This is a genomic window from Sutterella wadsworthensis 2_1_59BFAA, assembly GCF_000297775.1.
Classification (GTDB): Bacteria; Pseudomonadota; Gammaproteobacteria; order Burkholderiales; family Burkholderiaceae_F; genus Sutterella; species Sutterella wadsworthensis_A.
In genome coordinates this window covers 193,088-209,451 of the sequence record NZ_JH815514.1, presented here as the reverse complement: position 1 = coordinate 209,451, position 16,364 = coordinate 193,088, and the positions used below count along the sequence as shown (strand labels likewise).

The following is a 16,364-nucleotide window of genomic DNA, read 5'->3' as shown; positions in this document are numbered from 1 at the left end:
GGAGGGCGCCGTCAAGGCAGTCTTTCAATGATACGCGTTTGTCTGCTAATAAAAAAAACGACCTGCAGAATTCTGCAGGCCGGTTTTCAGTATTGCGGAGTCAGCTGATTAGTGGAGACCAGCGGCATCGCGCAGGGTGGCGGCCTTGTCGGTCTTTTCCCACGTGAATTCCGGTTCTTCGCGACCGAAGTGGCCGTAGGCGGCGGTCTTCGAGTAGATCGGACGGCGCAGGTCGAGCATCTGGATGATGCCGCGCGGACGCAGGTCGAAGTGAGCGCGCACGAGCTTGGCGATCTGTTCGTCGGGGATCACGCCGGTGCCGTTCGTGAACACGGTGATGTTCATCGGTTCGGCAACGCCGATGGCGTAGGCGACCTGAACCTGACACTGAGAGGCGAGACCGGCGGCAACGATGTTCTTGGCGACATAGCGGCAGGCATAGGCTGCGGAGCGGTCAACCTTCGTCGGATCCTTGCCAGAGAAGGCGCCGCCGCCGTGCGGGCAGTAGCCGCCGTACGTGTCGACGATGATCTTGCGACCGGTCAGACCGCAGTCACCCTGCGGACCGCCAACCACGAAGCGGCCGGTCGGGTTGATGAGGAAGCGGGTGTCCTTGAGCCATTCGGCAGGCATGACAGGACGGATGATCTTTTCAATGACTTCGTCAATGAACTCAGCCTTCATGTGCTTGCCCTCGGACATTTCAGGGGCATGCTGCGTGGAGAGCACGATCGTGTCGCAACCGATCGGCTTGCCGTCGCGATAGCGGAGCGTCACCTGGCTCTTGGCGTCAGGGCGCAGCGTCGGGAAGGAGCCGTTCTTGCGCACAATGCTCTGACGCTCGACGAGACGGTGGGCGTAGTAGATCGGTGCGGGCATGAGGGTCGGCGTTTCGTCGCAGGCGTAGCCGAACATCAGGCCCTGGTCGCCAGCACCGAGGTTGAGTTCGTCGTCGGCGGCGCTGTCGACACCCTGAGCGATGTCCTGAGACTGCTTGTCGTAACCAACGAGGACGGAGCAACCCTTATGGTCGATGCCGTATTCGGTGTTGTCATAGCCGATGCGCTTGAGAACGTCGCGGGTGAGGCCGATGTAATCGACGTTGGCACCCGTGGTGATTTCACCAGCGAGAACGACGAGGCCCGTGGTGCAGAGGGTTTCCGCGGCAACGCGGCTCATGGGATCCTGTTCGAGACAGGCGTCGAGGACGGCGTCAGAGATCTGGTCCGCGACCTTGTCGGGATGACCTTCACTGACGGATTCGGAAGTAAAAAGATATTCGCTGGCCATTGCCATACTCCATTAGGAATGAGAAGGACAGCGCCTAACGCAATGAGGTATGTCGACTGCCAGTCGATTGCGCAAGACGCTTTAGCGGTATTTGTCATCGCCCCGCAAGTTGTCTTTGTTAACTCGGCGAACGTCGAATAATACAACCATCAGGATTTCCGTGCCACTGAAGGCACGAATGAATCTGAGCGTGGCATCGTTCGTGACGTGTCCTTATTGTGAATCTGCTTTCTTTTGTCTGGCTGAAGGTCGTCAGGTTCTTTTCTCTGCCTGCAGGAATACTCTCCTCGTGGAGGTTGCCCGATTGTATGTTCCCGACAGTCAAGGTACATCCGGGCGAGCTTCGCACTCTATATTTGGTTCAGACCGTCACGTTTTTGGGAATCGGGCACCGCCTCGCAGCCTAGTCCCGGTGGCGTGATCGTGTCGAAGGACGACGGCTCATGTGCTTGGGTTCGACCTGTTCACGTGCTTGAGAATCGGGTTCCGCCGTGCGGCGGAGTCCCTGTGAGACGAAGTTGATGTTCATCCGTGCCTCGGGCGAGATGAACTTGTCGTCACTGATTTCATGGAAAGTCTGCACTGGGTGATGATGGCTGCATGGGCGGTGGAGGCCCATTGGGTTCATGTCGGGACTGGGACTAAATCCGATAAAATTAATTGTTTGGATTACTTCTCTCGAATGGACGCAAGATATGGACTGGTTGCTGAAGCTCTTTTCAAGGCTCCCTCTGCGTTTTTTGCAGGTCGTGGGGGCGGGCATCGGAGGCCTGACCTTCAAGCTGTCCCCAGCCACCAGGGCCCGGGCTATGGAGAATCTGAAGCTGGCTGGTTATGACGATCCTCATCTGTATGAACGAGTCGGTCGCAATGCGGGCCGACAGGCCATGGAGAGCCTTTGGGTTTGGTACCGTCCTGCCGAGACTGTGCTCAAGCGTGTTCATATCGCGCCGGAAGCCGAGGCAATGGTGCGCGAGGCCGTTGACAGTGGTCGCCCGATTGTTTTTCTGACGCCACACGTCGGTTGCTTTGAGGTGCTTCCCGTGTGGTTTGCCGCCACGTTTTTTGCAAGGACGGGGCGCGGCATTTCCATTCTTTACCGCCCGCCCAAGGTGAGTCTTCTCAGAAAGATCGTGGGCGAGGCGCGTCAGGCTCCCGGCATTCAGGCTTGCCCGACGACGATTGCGGGTGTCAAGAAGATGATCCGCAACCAGAAGCAGGGACATACATTCGGTGCGTTGCCTGATCAGGTTCCTTCCAAGGGGGAGGGCGTCTGGGCCGACTTTTTCGGCAGGCCTGCCTACACGATGACGCTTCCTGTGCGTGTCGCGCATCAGTTCAAGGCTGATCGCTTCTTCGTCTGGGGCGTGAGAAGCGGCGACGGCTGGCGCATTGAGGCTGTGAAGTGGGATGAACCGCTTACAGGCGACACCGAAAAGGACGCCGAGGCGATGAACCGCCAGATCGAGGCCGTCATTCGTCGCATGCCTGAGCAGTATGCCTGGAGCTACAACCGCTACAAGACCCCTGCAGGAGCGCATCCCAAGCAGGCCGGAGACAAAAAGTGAACGTTTTCTTTGCCAAGTTCTGGATCCGTGTGGTTCGGTCGATGAAGAATCTGCCGATGTCCGTGCGCGAAGCTCTTGCGAAAGTCATTGCCAGAATCCTCTGGCTCGCCATTCCGAAGCGTCGCCATGTCATCGAGACGAACCTGAGGCTCTGCTTTCCCGAGCTTTCCGAGTCCGAGCGTCGCTCGCTGGCACATCGTGTCTATGTCCGCCTTGCGCGCGCTGCCGTCGATCACGGCACGCTTTGGGAATCCGACAAGGAGACGATTCAGAAGTTCGTGACCTTTGAGGGGCTTGAAAACCTGCTTGAAAACAAGGGTGAGCCCATCATTGTTGTGGCACCGCATTTCGCAGGTCTCGACGCTGCAGGCATTGCGCTCAACACCTACGTGCGCGGTGTGTCGCTTTATCAGAAGCAGAGCAATCCTGCCTGGGATGAGGCAGTGCTCGCAGGGCGCAAGCGCTTCTCCGACCCTGTCCTCATCGCCAAAAGCAACGAGAGCGATCTGCGCCCCGTGTTGCGCGCCATCAAGGAGGGGCTTCCCTTCTATTACCTGCCCGACATGGACCACGGAATCAAGAACTCGATTTTCGTGCCGTTCTTCGGCGTACAGGCAGCCACGCTGCCGATGGTCTCGCGTCTTGCGCGAGTGACGAGGGCAAAGGTCCTCTGGTGCATTGCCACGATGACCGAAGAGGGCTACCACGTCATCATCTCCAAGCCGTGGGAGAACTTCCCGACGGCCGACTTCGAAGCGGATACCCGAAGGCTCAATGCCGAACTCGAGGAATGGATTCGTGCATATCCCGACCAGTACCTCTGGGTCCACCGCCGCTTCAAGACTCGACCTGAGGGCGAGCAGTCACTCTATTAAAAAACGACTGAAAAGAATACCTGAAATGAGAACGCTGAAGTTTACGAAAATGCAGGGTGCCGGCAATGACTTCGTGATGCTTGACGGCATCCGACAGGACATCGAGCCTACGCCTGCACTCATCCGCTATCTGGCCGACCGTCGCTTCGGCATTGGGGCTGATCAGGTGCTGATGGTCGAGCGTGCCAGGCTTCCCGGTGTTGATTTCCGCTATCGCATCTTCAACTGCGACGGGGACGAGGTCGAACAGTGCGGCAATGGCGCCCGCTGTTTCGCCGTCTTTGTTCGTGAAGAGGGGCTCACCGACAAGACGAGCATTCGCGTTGAGACGATGAAGGCCGTCATCGAGCCCGAAGTGAGGCCTGACGGCCGTGTGACGGTGAACATGGGGCCTGCCCGCAAGGCGCCGGAAGTGTTGCCCTTTGTTCCCGAAGGCCTCGAATCCGGCACGGAAGGTGCCTCGAGGATTTATCATGCGCATCTCTCCTGTTCCGACGTCTGGTTTTCCGCCTTGTCGATGGGCAATCCGCACGCCGTGATCCGCGTCGAGGATGTCGACGCCGCTCCTGTGGCGGAGGTCGGCCCCAGGATGGAATATTTTTCTGCCTTTCCCGCCCGTGTCAACGTGGGCTTTCTGCAGGTCGTCTCCCGTACACGCGGCAAGCTCCGCGTCTGGGAGCGTGGTGCAGGTGAAACGCTCGCCTGCGGCACCGGCGCCTGTGCAGCCGCAGTCGAGGGTATCAGCCGCGGTTGGTTTGACGAAGAGGTGACGCTTCAGGCCCGTGGCGGCGAGCTCACCATCCGTTGGGAAGGCCTCAAGACGCCGGACGCTCCCGTCATGATGACGGGGCCGGCGACGACCGTTTTTAAAGGTGTCATCACTATTCCTGAAGGCATTTAAGTCATGATTGATCTGGTTCTGAAGAAATCCAAGGAGCGCTCCCTTCTGCGCCGCCATCCGTGGGTCTACGACACGGCGGTTCAAAAGGTGGTTCTCGACTCCAAGAAGACTGCTCCCGCAAGCGGCGAGACTGTTCGCGTCGTCTCTTTCGACGGCCGTTTCCTCGCTTGGGCAGCCTATTCGCCCGAATCGACTATCCGCGCACGCTGCTGGTCCTTCAAGGAAGAGGAGGTGATCGATGCCTCTTGGTTCGAGAGGAAGCTTCGTCACGCCGTCGAGGCTCGTGCCTGTCTGCGTGACCGCACGAGTGCCGTGCGTCTCGTTTTCGGCGAGGCGGATGGTCTGCCCGGCCTGATCGTCGACCAGTACGCCGACTGCCTCGTGACTCAGTTCCAGTCTGCAGGCGTTGAGGCTCATCGCGAGCTGATTGCCGACCTGCTGATGGAGATCACGGGTGCGAAGACGATCTTCGACCGATCCGACGCGGCCACGCGCCAGCGTGAGGGTCTGCCGATCCGCAGCGAACTGCTGCGCGGCGAAGAGCCGCCTGCCGCGATTGAAGTCGTGGAAGACGGCGTGCGTTATGGCGTTGACGTGCGCGTCGGTCACAAGACCGGCTTCTATGTCGACCAGCGTGAAAGCCGCCTGACGGCCCAGAAGGTCGCGGAGGAGTTCCGCCGCGTCCACGGCAGGGGCATGCGCGCGCTCAACTGTTTCTGCTATACGGGCGGCTTCTCTCTTGCACTCCTCAAGGGCGGTGCGGCCGAAGTCGTCTCCGTTGACTCCTCTCAGGAGGCCCTCGACATGGCCGCCGCCAATGCCAGGCGCAATGGTTTTGAGGGTGACTGCGCCAAGTTTGTCTGCAAGGACGTCTTCACGTATTTGCGCGAGCTTCGTGATGCGGGCGAAAAGTTCGATCTGGTGATCCTCGATCCTCCGAAGTTCGCCTCGAACCATCGCCATGTCGAACGCGCGGCCCGTGCCTACAAGGACATCAACCTCAACGGTCTGAAGCTCCTTTTGCCCGGCGGCCAGCTCTTCACGTTCTCGTGCTCGGGCGCGGTGGACGTCGATCTCTTCCAGAAGATCGTTGCGGGCGCCGTTTTTGACGCCAAGGTGGATGCCTGGGCCGTCGGCCGCTTCGGCGGCGGCATTGACCACCCGCTTCTGATGACCTACCCCGAAGGCGAATACCTGAAGGGACTTCATCTCCTGGTGAGGCCTTGAGGCGTAGACTGATTGCATGCACAACCACGGGCTCACCCGTGGTTGGTTCGTTATTGACGAGGATAAAAAAATGATGGTTGAAGAACAACAGCCGGACATTCCGGTGACGATTCTTACGGGTTTTCTCGGTGCCGGCAAGACGACGCTGCTGAATCGCATCCTCAGCGAGAACCACAACTACAAGATCGCCATTGTCGAAAATGAATTCGGCAAGGAGAACATCGACACGGATCTGCTTGTTCAGACGGACAGGGAACAGATTGTGAACATGAACAACGGCTGCGTCTGCTGCACGATCCGCGGCGACCTGTCCAAGGTTCTCACTGATCTGCGCCTGCGTCGCAGCAGGGGCGAGATCAAGTTCGACTACGTCGTCATCGAGACTAGCGGCGTTGCCAATCCTGGCCCCGTCGCCCAGACCTTCTTCATGGACGATGCCGTCGCCGCCTTCTTCCGTCTTGACGGCGTGGTGACGGTCGTCGACTGCAAGCACGGTTCCGCCACGCTTGACGAGGAGGCCGCTGCGCGCGATCAGGTCGGCTTTGCAGACCGAATCCTGCTTTCGAAGACGGATCTCTGCACGGCCGAGGAAGTTGCGGCCATGGAGCAGCGTCTTCGTCAGATGAACGCCCGCGCCCCGATCCGCCGCGTCAACATGGGCGAATGCCCTGTTGACGAAGTGCTTAACATCACGGGCTTCAACATGAACGACGTGCTTGATGTTGATCCTGCGTTCTTCAACAACGATCATCACATGCACCATCACAACGACGACATCCACTCGTTTGTGTATGAGTCCGATCGACCGTTCAATCCGATGAAGCTCGAACGCTACATCGCTTCGCTCACGAGCGTCTACGGTCAGGACATGCTTCGCTACAAGGGCGTTCTCTATCTGAGCGGCACCGACCGCCGAGTCGTCTTCCAGGGCGTGCACATGCTTGCCGTGAGCGACGTGCTTGATACGTGGGGAGACCGCAAGCCCTTCTCGAAGATTGTGTTCATCGGGCGCAATCTTCCCGAGGAGGCCATCAAGCGCGGCCTCGCCACCTGTTTGGACTAGAAGCGTGGAGCAGGTGCGGGATTGACTCTCAGGGAAGTTACTGAAATAAAACGGCCTTGGGCAGTTGGCAAAGGGTCTAGTTTTCCTGTATAAAGCCATATTTCTGACGGCCGCACCGCTTTGTTCGGCCACACAATGCCAATCTAAATACAAAGACGAGAAGTTATGGGCACGACTAAACTTTTGACGGTTGACGAGCTCCTGAAGATGTCGGAAGACGACTACATGGATGAGCGCCAGCTTGCATTTTTCAAGAACCGCCTTCAGACGATGGAAGCGGAGCTTCGTGCAAATGCTGATCAGACGACGGTGAATCTTCGCGAAACGACGGTTGTGCCCGATCCGGCCGACCGCGCCACGATCGAAGAGGAGCACGCGCTTGAACTGCGTACCCGTGACCGCGAGCGCAAGCTTCTGAAGAAGGTTCAGGCTGCGATCAAGCGCATCGACGACGGCGAATACGGCTATTGCGAGGAAACCGGTGATCCCATCGGCGTCGCCCGTCTGCTCGCCCGCCCGACCGCCACGCTTTCTCTCGAGGCCCAGCAGCGTCGCGAACTCAAGCAGAAGCTCTACGGAGACTGATGCTGCGGGGAGTCAACCCTGCTGGATGCGCCCGAAACCCGGGCGCTCCCATGAACTCGGCAATCGTTGTCCGTAAAATGACGGACGGTTGCCGAGTTTTTTTGTATTTGCGACTCGAACAGAAGGGAACCTATGCCGAAGTTGTGGCTATTTGATCTCGATGACACGCTCTTTGAGGCGTCGGGCGGCATGCTCCACAAGATTCATCTGCTGATGAACGAATACATGTGCAGAGAGCTCGGCATGGAATGGGAGGAGGCTTCGGCTCTTCGCCGGCACTACTGGAGCGTTTACGGCGCCACGTTCCTGGGGCTCTGGAGGCATCATGGCATCGATCCCCGGGACTTCCTGAGCTTTGCGCACGATTTTGATCCGCGTCTCTACATCCAATTCAGTGGATGTCCCGCAGAGGACGTGAAGAGGCTTCCCGGACGCAAGGTCGTCTTTACGAACGGTCCGCGCAACTATGCCCGGGCCGTGCTTGAAGCGCTGGAGCTTGACCATGTTGTGGACGGCCTGGTGGCCAGCACTGACATGCATGCGCTGGGCCAATGGCGTCCGAAGCCGAGTCGCCTGATGTTTCTGATGACGTGCCGGCGCTGGGGCGTTTCTCCCGCCGACACGGTCTTTGTTGACGACAGTCCGATGAACCTCATGGCTGCGCACGCCGAGGGGATCCGGACGGTCTGGTGCACGGGGTACCGCAAGAAGAACGGCAAGCTTGCCAACCGCATCGTGCGTCCCTGTGCGGACTTTACGATCGGGCACATCAGGGAGCTTTCCCGCCTTCAGTTCGGAACGCCGGACGACAGAATTTTTAGCAATGGGTGTTTGAATGTTCTCACGCATCGCCGCAGCCTATGCGCTGCTTGACGGGGTACGCCGTCTTCTGGTGAACCTTCTCTTTCTCCTGACGCTCGTCACGCTGGCGGTCGTCTTCTGGGTGGCCTCGGAGGCGCCGAACCTGCCCAAGGGAACGCTTCTTCGCATTGACCTGGTCGGAGAAGTGAAGGAGAGCGGTCCTGCAGAGCCGTCGTTCATGCTGTCCATGTTCGGGCAGGATTCCTTTGAAGAGAATACGAGGCTTGCGGACGTCGTTGATGCGCTCGACAGGGCGGCGCATGACGACCGCATCGCGGGCGTCGTGCTTCGTGTCGACGATCTGGCGGGAGCGGGCATGGCCTCCATTCGTGAAATCGGAGCCGCGATTGACCGCTATCGTCAGACGAGCGGGCATCAGGTCTGGACATGGAGTATTTCGTACACGCAACCGCAGTATCTGGTCGCGGCGCATGCCGATCACGTCGGCATTCATCCGATGGGGGATGCCATCGTCAAGGGGCTTTCCGCCACGACGTTCTACTGGGGACCGCTTCTGAACGCTGCGGGGCTTGAGGTCGAGGTGCACAAGGCGGGCGCCTTCAAGAGCGCTCCCGAGATCTTTACGTCGGGCAGGCCTTCGGCGGAAAGTCTTGCAGCCCAGAAGAGTTACATGGACGACGCTTGGGCGGGGCTTGTGAGCCGTCTCGAGGCTCGTCGTGGTCTGGTCAACGGCACGGTCGAGAAGTTCATCGCCGGGATTGCGAAGGACGGAACGGCGGAAAAGTCGCTCTCCGTTTTCTTCAGGGAGGCGGGACTCATCGACGAGCTTGAGACGCGAGATGCCTATCTTCAGAAGCTTGCCGACAAGTATGCAGGCGGTCAGGTGAAGGACCTCAAGGCCATTGACGCCACGGCCTATCTGGCCGCGACAGAGACCGTTTCTGCGGGAGACACAGTGGCCGTCCTCATTGCGGAGGGTGAGATCACGGGCATGCCCGAGCTTGGTGGCATGACGCCCGACGGCATCAATGGCGTGATCGATGAAATTCAGGAGGATCCCAAGGTCAAGGCCCTCGTCGTGCGCGTCAACAGTCTCGGCGGTGATGCGGTTGCGGCGGAACTGATTCGTGCTCGTCTGGTTGAGTACAAGAAGAAGACGGGGAACCCTGTCATCATCTCGATGGGCGACACCGCGGCTTCCGGCGGCTACTGGATCGCCACGGCGGGGGACCGCATTGTGGCGGATCCGCTTTCCATCACGGGCTCGATCGGCGTCTTTGCGATGAGCGTGCACGCCGAGGGACTTCGTGAGGAGCTGAAGGTGGGACGCGGCGGCTACCGCACGACGCCGCTTGCGGACTTCGGCAATCCTGCTGCGGCGCCCGGCGATGTGGAACGCAGACTCATCGAGGGAGGCGTAAGCCGTACGTACGCGGACTTCAAGAAGCTGGTGGCCGAGTCCCGCGGCATGTCCGTTGAGGAGGTCGAGCGCGTCGCCCAAGGCCGCGTCTGGACGGGTGCTCAGGCCGTCAAGTTCGGTCTGGCGGATGCTCAGGGCGGAATGGATGAGGCCCTGAAGCTTGCGTGCCGTGAGGCGAAGCTGCCGGCCGAAACTGCATCCGTGCTGTGGGAGCCTGTCGACACGTCCTGGCGGGGGGCGCTGCGTGCGTTCCTGCAGAGCAGGGCGGGGGCGGCCGTGGGAAAGGTCCTCGAGGTGAGGCAGGCGCTTGATGCGCTTGCCGCTCAGTCGAACCGACCGCTGGCCTGGGCTCCGTTCGAGCCGACGCTGTAAACTTACGCTTTCCCGAGACTTCAGCACTGTAGAAGAAAGAACATCATGACGGATGCCGTCGAAGTTACGCTCTCCCATCGACGCACGAAGGGAGAGCGCCGCCAGAAAGTCCTGCAGCACCTTGCAGGCATGCTCAACGAAGCAACGCTTGAAAAGATCACCACAGCGCGCATTGCCGAGGTGATGGACATCAGCGAGGGCCTTCTTTACCGCTACTTCAAGAACAAGGCGGACATGTTTGACTCACTGATCGATTTTGCCGAGGAAAGCCTGATGGGGCTGACGGGGCAGATCCGTGCGTCGGAGGGCATGTCCGGCCTCGATCAGGTGAGGGCCAGCGTGAATGTGATGCTGCAGTTTGCCGACGCCAATCCCGGCATCACGCGAGTCATGACGGGGCAGGTTCTCATCTACGAGGATCCCAGGCTCATCGAACGCGTCAGCCGACTGCATCTCGCCCTTGAGGCGGGGCTGAAGCTGAGTTACCGCACGGCCGTTGCCGAAGGTGCGCTTCCTGCCGATTTCGATGCGTCCGGCAGGGCGTCCCTCCTGATGGCGTCCGTGCTCGGCCAGTGGCAGCGTTTTGTGCTGACGGGCTTCAAGGTGCGCCCCGGGCTCAAGAGCAGCTCCGATACGGAGCTCTTCTTGAAGCCTTGAGCAGGGAGACAGAAGATGGAAAAAGGAGGTCGCGGATAGTTTCGCGGCCTCCTTTTTTGGTCAGTGCGACTTAGTTTTCGGTCTTGGCGTCTTCAGCTTTGTCAGCTTTGGCGTCCTCGGCCTTCTTCTCCATCTTGGAGGCCTTGGCTCGATCAGCCTTGAGCTTTTCGGCCGCCGCTTCGGCCTTGAGCTTCTTCACCAGGTCGCGGGACTTGCCGCGGTACTTGGATTCGGCCACGGGCTTGTTCTTGAGGAAATTGACGGCCTGCTGGAGCTGCCAGTCCTTGTCGTCGCCGAACATGTACTGGTAGTCGGGGATTTCGCCTTCCTCGTCATCGTAGGGCAGATCCTTGAGCAGGTCCTTCTCATCCTTATTTTCATCCTGATTGATCAGGTGGTGCGTGAGGTCGGCCTCGCGGATCTGGAAGGAGGGGTAGTTGCCCTTCGGAGTGTCGTCGACATAGATGTCGGGGATGATGCCCTTGGCCTGAATCGAGCGGCCCGACGGCGTGTAGTAGCGTGCTGTCGTGAGCTTCACGGCGACGGTCTTGTCTCCGAACTTCATCGGCATGATGGTCTGCACGGAGCCCTTGCCGAAGGAGCGGTCGCCCATGATGGTCGCGCGCTTGTGGTCCTGCAGGGCGCCCGCCACGATTTCGGAGGCGGAGGCGGACGAGGAGTTGATCAGGACGACGATGGGCACCTTCTTTGCGACAGGCGTCAGGCCGGAGAGCGCCCTGACGGCGTTGCCCGCGCGGTAGTCGGCTTCGACCGCCTTGAAGGTGTAGTCGGACTGCGCCTGACGTCCCTTCGTGGAAACAACGTCGGAGCCCTTCGGCAGGAAGGCGGCGGAGACGCCGATGGCTGCCTGGAGCAGGCCGCCCGGGTCGTTGCGCAGGTCAAGCACGAGGCCTTCGAGATGACCGTCCTTGGCCAGTTCGTCGAGATACTTCGAGAGATCCTCGGCCGTGCGCTCCTGGAACTGTGAGATGCGGATGTAGCCCACCTTTTCGTCGAGCTTCTTCATTTTGACGGACTGCGTCTTGATGAGGGCTCGGACGAGCGAGAAGTTGAGCGGCTTGTTGGCGCCTTTGCGGGCCACGACGAGCTCGATCTTGGTGTTGGGCTGACCGCGCATGAGCTTGACGGCCGCATTGAGGGACATGTCCGCTACCGACTTGCCGTCGATGCGCGTGATGATGTCGCCTGCACGCATGCCTGCGCGTGCGGCGGGCGTGTCGTCGATCGGGGAGATGACGCGAACGCCCGCGGGGTCCTTCGTCACTTCAAGCCCGAGGCCGCCGAAGGAGCCCTGAGTGCTTTCAGTCATGTCCTTGTAGCCCTCGACGTCGAGGAAGCTCGAGTGAGGATCGAGACCGCTCACCATGCCGTCGACGGCGGACTGAAGGAGCTTGGCGTCTGAGACGTCGTCAACGTAGAAGTCCTTGATCGCATTGAAGGCGCTCGTGAACTGGCGGATCTCTGCAAGGGGCAGGGGCGCGGCCGACTGTTTTTCGGCGTACGCGGTAATGCCGACGGTGGAGAGGACGCCGGCGCAGATGCCTGCGCACAGCAGGGTGACGGATCGAAGCTTGTGCATGATGATTTTTAGGTGCCCGACTGGAGAGGAGGGCTTCCTCATGGGGCGGGATGGGTTACGGTTTCAGCCAGGGCTGGGGATTGATCGGCTTGCCCTTGTAGCGGAGCTCAAAGTATAAGCCCGGCTCGCCAAGGCCTCCCGAAATGCCTACGGAACTAATTGTTTCGCCTTGTTTGACGGTGTCGCCCACGTTCGTGAAGATCGATTCATTGTTGCCATAAATCGACATATATGTATTGCCGTGGTCGATGATGATGAGGTTGCCGAAGCCGCGAAGCCAGTCGGAGAAGACGACCTTGCCGGCTGCGCAGGCGGAAACCTCCGAGCCTTCCTGTGCCCGGAACTGCATGCCCTGCCAGGTGGTGCCCGGCTGATCCTGACGCTCGGTGCCGAAGCGGCCGACCACGGTGCCCTTGACGGGACGGGTCAGGCGTCCCTTGAGCTTGCCGAAGCTGCCGACCTGCGGCGCATAGGAGGCGTTCTGCTTTTTGGACGGCGGGCGGATGGCCTGCTTTTTGGCGACCTGCTCCGCCTGACGGCGTTCCTTTTCGAGGCGCGCGTCGATTGCGGCCACAAGTGAACTCAGGCGCGCCTGATCCTTCTTGAGCTTGTCGATGCGGGCCTGACGCGACTTGATCTCGGACTGAAGCTTGCCGTAGGCTTGCTGGCGCTCCTGCTTCTCCTTGAGAAGGGACTTGCGCTCCTTTTCCTCCTCCTGTTGGATGCGTGCGAGCTCGTGGTGCTGCTTGAGGTGTTTTTCGGAGAGGTTGCGGATGTTGCTCTGACGCTCTTCAAGATCGTCGATAGCCGCCTGCTGCGTGCGGGCCAGATACTCGAGCTTGCCCTTGTCACTGGCGAGCGTGCTCGGGTTGATGCCTCCGATCAGGTTCTGCCAGTGGCTTCGCCTGCTGTTGATGTACTGAGCCTTGGCGATCTGGGCGACGGTGTTTTCAGCGTCCTTGAGATTGTCGGCCACGTTGTTGCCGCTCTTGCGGAGCTTGGCTAGCTCGTCCTCGACCCCGCGCTTTTCCTCGCGAAGGTCGCGAAGCTTTCGGTTGGCCTGCGAGATGGCCTGATCGGCGGTCTTGAGCGCCTGGCTGGCCTCCTCGCTGCGCGCTTCGCGTGCATCGAGCTCGGCCTGCAGGCTCTGCAGCTTCTGCTCGATGTTGGCGCGCTGGCCCTCGACGCGCTTCTTTTCCTGGGCAGCCTTCTGCTGGGCGGAGGCGGCAAGCGCGTCCGAGCCGTCGTGCATCGGGGAGAGCCACAATGCGCCGGCAAGGCAGGCGGTGCAGAGGAATTTCAGACGGAAGGGCTTCACGGTGCGAAGTACGGCGTGGATCGGCTAGGCAAAAACAAAAGCAAAACAAAAGGAAAGTTCGCGCTTTCCATGATGCTCATCATAGCGGCAAAAGAGCCCGATGAGTGTGCATCTCGTCTACAATCATTGGATTCGCCTCTGCTCCGGCGGCACTCGTCAGAGTGCGGGGATCAGGGGGCTTCCGATCCATAATCGAACGCAATAAACATGTCGCAGTTTCTCATTGACAACAGCCTGCTGATCGTCGTGATCGCGGTTTCCGTCCTCGGTCTTCTCATTCCCGTCATCAACACCCGCCGCTACGCTCCCGAAGTCTCGCCCGCTCAGGCGACCGAGCTCATCAATCGCCAGGGTGCCCAGATCGTCGACGTCCGCAAGGCGGCCGACTTCGCGAAGGGACACATCGCCAACAGCCGCAACATTCCCGCCGACCAGATCCAGAACGAATTCGGCAAGCTCAAGCGCGAGCGCCCCGTGATCCTCGTTGACCAGACCGGCGCGGGCTCCCGTCCCGTCGCCCGACTGCTTCGCGGCGTGGGCTTCCAACGGGTGACCATCCTCGAGCGAGGCATCGTCGGCTGGCTGCAGGCCAAGATGCCGCTTGAATAATTCGAAATCATCCCCATATCCAAATAAAGTGCCTGACGAAAGGGTTCGCCGGGCATTCTCGTCAGTTGTTTAATTCCGGTTGCCCGCGAGGCCGCCGGGCAAGGAATCCAAAATGGCAGAAAACGAAAACGCCCAGCATCAGGATAATCAGCAGCCCCAGCAGGAAGCCGCTCCGGAACCCGTGTTCCAGCTTCAGCGCTGCTACCTCAAGGACGCCTCCCTTGAAATGCCGCATGCTCCTGAAATCCTTCTGCAGGCCCAGCAGGAACAGCCGCAGGTCGACATCAAGTTTGAAGTCAGCCAGAAGACGGTTGCCGAAGCCCTTTACGACGTGACCGTCCGCGGCACCATCACGGTCAAGGCCGCCGACAAGGTGATTATCCTCGTCGAAGGCACGCAGTCTGGTCTTTTCGCCATCCACGGCATTCCGGTCGAGGCCCTGCAGCATGTCACGAATGTCGTCTGCCCGGCCATGGTCTATCCGTACCTCCGCGCCAACCTCGCCGACCTGATGAACCGCGCCAATGTTCCGCCGGTCCATCTGCCTGAAGTGAACTTTGAAGTTCTTTACCAGCAGCGTCTCGCCCAGGCTCAGGCTGAAGCCGAAGGCGCCGCTCAGGCCTGATTGGTACTTTGATTCGCCGGCGAAAGGCAGCCTTCGGGCTGCCTTTCGTTTTTTCAGGTGTTGGCGAGCAGGCGTTCTTAAGCAAAATGCGGCGGGTGATGTTGGTACAATGGAAAGACTGTTCAAAAATTGTTCGACTCCGAATTTGCCAAGCAGCCCCGCCTTGCCGCATTTGAGTCGGAGCCGCTCTCGGGATTGAAAAAAATGACTCAAAGCATCCGCATTATTTTGGTCGATGACCACACGCTGTTTCGCAGCGGTGTCAAGGCCCTTCTTCAGAGGCAGCCTGACTTCGAGGTGATTGGCGAGGCCAGCGACGGTCTGGAAGGCGTCAAGCTTGTCGAACAGCTGGATCCTGACGTTGTTCTGCTTGACGTGGACATGCCGAGCATGAACGGCTGCGAGGCCATGGCCCAGATCCATGAATCCCATCCCGGCCTGGCGGTTCTGATGCTCACGGTGAGCGAGGACTGCGAGACCCTCGCGGAATGCCTGCGTCTGGGCGCCCGCGGTTATCTGCTCAAGAAGATCGATCAGGACTACCTGCTTCGCGCCATTCGCTCCGCCTACAACGGCGAAAGCATCATTGCGCCGCAGATGATGACGAAGTTCGTCAACCGCTTTGCCGATCCTGAACCGCGTAACGCGCAGGACATGGAAATGACGGCGCTCACGCGTCGCGAACGCCAAACGCTCGCCTGGCTTGCCCGCGGCGTCTCCAACAAGGAGATCGCCCGCGCCATGAATCTTGCCGAAAGCACGGTCAAGGTCCATGTTCAGAGCTGCCTGCGCAAGCTAGGCCTTTCGAGCCGTGTTCAGGCCGCCATCTACGCGGTCGAGCACGGTCTCGACAAGGAACTCGACTGATGCAGGCAGGCTGACGCCTGCTGTACCGCTCAAGAGAAAGGGCGCCCGCGTGGGATGCCCTTTTTTCTTGTCCGATTCTTGGACGGCGGGTTCAGATGCCGCCGTCGTAGCCGTTCTGACGCCATGCCTCAAAGACGGTGACGGCAACGGCATTGCTCAGGTTGAGGCTGCGGTTCTTCGGCCGCATAGGCAGGCGGATGCGCTGCGCCTCGGGGAAGGAGTTGCGGATGCCTTCGGGAAGGCCGGAGCCTTCGCAGCCGAAGACGAACCAGTCGCCCGGCGTAAAGCTCGAGTCCGCAAACGGATGCGAGCCGTGCGTCGTCATGGCGTACATGCAGGAGACGTCGGGATGCTCGGACTCGAGAAACGCCTCCCACGATTCGTGGATGCGGATCGTCGCGTACTCGTGATAGTCGAGCCCCGCGCGCTTCATGTGCTTGTCGTCAAGGGAGAAACCGAGCGGCTTCACAAGGTGAAGCGTGCAGCCCGTGTTGGCGCAGAGGCGGATGACGTTGCCCGTGTTGGGCGGAATTTCGGGATGAACCAGAACGACGTTGAACATGTT

The 16,364-nt window shown here is 59.9% G+C and carries 16 protein-coding genes; 12 read left to right on the top strand and 4 right to left on the bottom strand.

The genetic code is table 11. The features are described 5' to 3' along the window. Nucleotides 1-108 precede the first annotated feature (108 nt). Nucleotides 109-1,290, bottom strand: coding sequence for a methionine adenosyltransferase (gene metK, locus HMPREF9465_RS03075; protein ID WP_005434033.1), 1,182 nt, complete (start codon nt 1,288-1,290; stop codon nt 109-111). Nucleotides 1,291-1,985: 695 nt separating this feature from the next. On the opposite strand from metK, the gene HMPREF9465_RS03070 reads away from it, so the two are divergent. The 9 genes from HMPREF9465_RS03070 (at nt 1,986) to slmA (ending at nt 10,780) form a co-directional block, all read left to right on the top strand. After that, nucleotides 1,986-2,858, top strand: coding sequence for a lysophospholipid acyltransferase family protein (locus HMPREF9465_RS03070; RefSeq protein ID WP_005434029.1), 873 nt, complete (start codon nt 1,986-1,988; stop codon nt 2,856-2,858). After that, nucleotides 2,855-3,733 (top strand): lysophospholipid acyltransferase family protein, encoded by an 879-nt coding sequence (locus HMPREF9465_RS03065; RefSeq protein ID WP_005434027.1) that lies wholly within the window; start codon nt 2,855-2,857, stop codon nt 3,731-3,733. Before HMPREF9465_RS03070 ends, HMPREF9465_RS03065 begins: the two co-directional genes overlap by 4 nt. 25 nt (nt 3,734-3,758) lie before the next feature. After that, on the top strand, nt 3,759-4,634 hold the full coding sequence (dapF, locus tag HMPREF9465_RS03060; RefSeq protein WP_005434026.1) for a diaminopimelate epimerase: 876 nt from the start codon (nt 3,759-3,761) through the stop codon (nt 4,632-4,634). 3 nt (nt 4,635-4,637) lie between these two features. Beyond that, entirely contained in the window at nt 4,638-5,861 is a 1,224-nt protein-coding gene (locus HMPREF9465_RS03055; protein ID WP_005434024.1) for a class I SAM-dependent rRNA methyltransferase, read from the top strand. Between the two features lie 70 nt (nt 5,862-5,931). Further along, complete coding sequence (locus HMPREF9465_RS03050; protein WP_038006334.1) at nt 5,932-6,924, top strand: CobW family GTP-binding protein; 993 nt, start codon at nt 5,932-5,934, stop codon at nt 6,922-6,924. Between the two features lie 165 nt (nt 6,925-7,089). After that, nucleotides 7,090-7,509: an RNA polymerase-binding protein DksA gene (gene dksA, locus HMPREF9465_RS03045; protein WP_005434006.1), complete on the top strand. Its 420-nt coding sequence runs from the start codon at nt 7,090-7,092 to the stop codon at nt 7,507-7,509. A gap of 132 nt (nt 7,510-7,641) precedes the next feature. Further along, nucleotides 7,642-8,382, top strand: a complete 741-nt coding sequence (locus tag HMPREF9465_RS03040) for a pyrimidine 5'-nucleotidase (protein ID WP_005434004.1) — start codon at nt 7,642-7,644, stop codon at nt 8,380-8,382. Then, a complete protein-coding gene (gene sppA / locus HMPREF9465_RS03035) occupies nt 8,345-10,123 on the top strand; it encodes a signal peptide peptidase SppA (RefSeq protein WP_005433998.1) in 1,779 nt (592 codons plus the stop codon). Before HMPREF9465_RS03040 ends, sppA begins: the two co-directional genes overlap by 38 nt. 45 nt (nt 10,124-10,168) lie before the next feature. Next, nucleotides 10,169-10,780 carry a nucleoid occlusion factor SlmA gene (slmA, locus tag HMPREF9465_RS03030; protein WP_005433996.1) on the top strand — a complete coding sequence of 204 codons (612 nt, stop codon included), beginning with the start codon at nt 10,169-10,171 and terminating at the stop codon, nt 10,778-10,780. 70 nt (nt 10,781-10,850) lie between these two features. Here slmA and HMPREF9465_RS03025 read toward each other — a convergent pair whose 3' ends face one another. After that, the gene (locus tag HMPREF9465_RS03025) at nt 10,851-12,380 is read right to left on the bottom strand and encodes a S41 family peptidase (protein WP_005433995.1); all 1,530 of its coding nucleotides are present in this window, start codon (nt 12,378-12,380) and stop codon (nt 10,851-10,853) included. A 55-nt stretch (nt 12,381-12,435) separates the two neighbouring features. Continuing rightward, nucleotides 12,436-13,698 (bottom strand): murein hydrolase activator EnvC family protein, encoded by a 1,263-nt coding sequence (locus HMPREF9465_RS03020; protein WP_005433994.1) that lies wholly within the window; start codon nt 13,696-13,698, stop codon nt 12,436-12,438. Between the two features lie 207 nt (nt 13,699-13,905). Here HMPREF9465_RS03020 and HMPREF9465_RS03015 point away from each other — a divergent pair, with 207 nt between their 5' ends. The 3 genes from HMPREF9465_RS03015 to HMPREF9465_RS03005 all read left to right on the top strand — a co-directional run bounded on the left by HMPREF9465_RS03015 (nt 13,906) and on the right by HMPREF9465_RS03005 (nt 15,799). After that, nucleotides 13,906-14,307, top strand: a complete 402-nt coding sequence (locus HMPREF9465_RS03015) for a rhodanese-like domain-containing protein (protein ID WP_005433992.1) — start codon at nt 13,906-13,908, stop codon at nt 14,305-14,307. A 112-nt stretch (nt 14,308-14,419) separates the two neighbouring features. Further along, a complete protein-coding gene (gene secB, locus HMPREF9465_RS03010; RefSeq protein WP_005433990.1) occupies nt 14,420-14,932 on the top strand; it encodes a protein-export chaperone SecB in 513 nt (170 codons plus the stop codon). A 204-nt stretch (nt 14,933-15,136) separates the two neighbouring features. Next, nucleotides 15,137-15,799, top strand: coding sequence for a response regulator (locus HMPREF9465_RS03005; RefSeq protein ID WP_038006433.1), 663 nt, complete (start codon nt 15,137-15,139; stop codon nt 15,797-15,799). Nucleotides 15,800-15,890: 91 nt separating this feature from the next. On the opposite strand, the gene trmL is transcribed toward HMPREF9465_RS03005, so the two are convergent. Beyond that, on the bottom strand, nt 15,891-16,361 hold the full coding sequence (trmL, locus tag HMPREF9465_RS03000) for a tRNA (uridine(34)/cytosine(34)/5-carboxymethylaminomethyluridine(34)-2'-O)-methyltransferase TrmL (RefSeq protein ID WP_005433986.1): 471 nt from the start codon (nt 16,359-16,361) through the stop codon (nt 15,891-15,893). Nucleotides 16,362-16,364: the final 3 nt, after the last annotated feature.

What these genes read in the sequence shown, in the direction of transcription:
- metK (WP_005434033.1), bottom strand. Translation starts at nt 1,290, where the DNA reads ATGGCCAGCGAATATCTTTTTACTTCCGAATCCGTCAGTGAAGGTCAT.
- HMPREF9465_RS03070 (WP_005434029.1), top strand. Translation starts at nt 1,986, where the DNA reads ATGGACTGGTTGCTGAAGCTCTTTTCAAGGCTCCCTCTGCGTTTTTTG.
- dapF (WP_005434026.1), top strand. Translation starts at nt 3,759, where the DNA reads ATGAGAACGCTGAAGTTTACGAAAATGCAGGGTGCCGGCAATGACTTC.
- HMPREF9465_RS03055 (WP_005434024.1), top strand. Translation starts at nt 4,638, where the DNA reads ATGATTGATCTGGTTCTGAAGAAATCCAAGGAGCGCTCCCTTCTGCGC.
- HMPREF9465_RS03050 (WP_038006334.1), top strand. Translation starts at nt 5,932, where the DNA reads ATGATGGTTGAAGAACAACAGCCGGACATTCCGGTGACGATTCTTACG.
- dksA (WP_005434006.1), top strand. Translation starts at nt 7,090, where the DNA reads ATGGGCACGACTAAACTTTTGACGGTTGACGAGCTCCTGAAGATGTCG.
- HMPREF9465_RS03040 (WP_005434004.1), top strand. Translation starts at nt 7,642, where the DNA reads ATGCCGAAGTTGTGGCTATTTGATCTCGATGACACGCTCTTTGAGGCG.
- sppA (WP_005433998.1), top strand. Translation starts at nt 8,345, where the DNA reads ATGTTCTCACGCATCGCCGCAGCCTATGCGCTGCTTGACGGGGTACGC.
- slmA (WP_005433996.1), top strand. Translation starts at nt 10,169, where the DNA reads ATGACGGATGCCGTCGAAGTTACGCTCTCCCATCGACGCACGAAGGGA.
- HMPREF9465_RS03025 (WP_005433995.1), bottom strand. Translation starts at nt 12,380, where the DNA reads ATGCACAAGCTTCGATCCGTCACCCTGCTGTGCGCAGGCATCTGCGCC.
- HMPREF9465_RS03015 (WP_005433992.1), top strand. Translation starts at nt 13,906, where the DNA reads ATGTCGCAGTTTCTCATTGACAACAGCCTGCTGATCGTCGTGATCGCG.
- secB (WP_005433990.1), top strand. Translation starts at nt 14,420, where the DNA reads ATGGCAGAAAACGAAAACGCCCAGCATCAGGATAATCAGCAGCCCCAG.
- HMPREF9465_RS03005 (WP_038006433.1), top strand. Translation starts at nt 15,137, where the DNA reads ATGACTCAAAGCATCCGCATTATTTTGGTCGATGACCACACGCTGTTT.
- trmL (WP_005433986.1), bottom strand. Translation starts at nt 16,361, where the DNA reads ATGTTCAACGTCGTTCTGGTTCATCCCGAAATTCCGCCCAACACGGGC.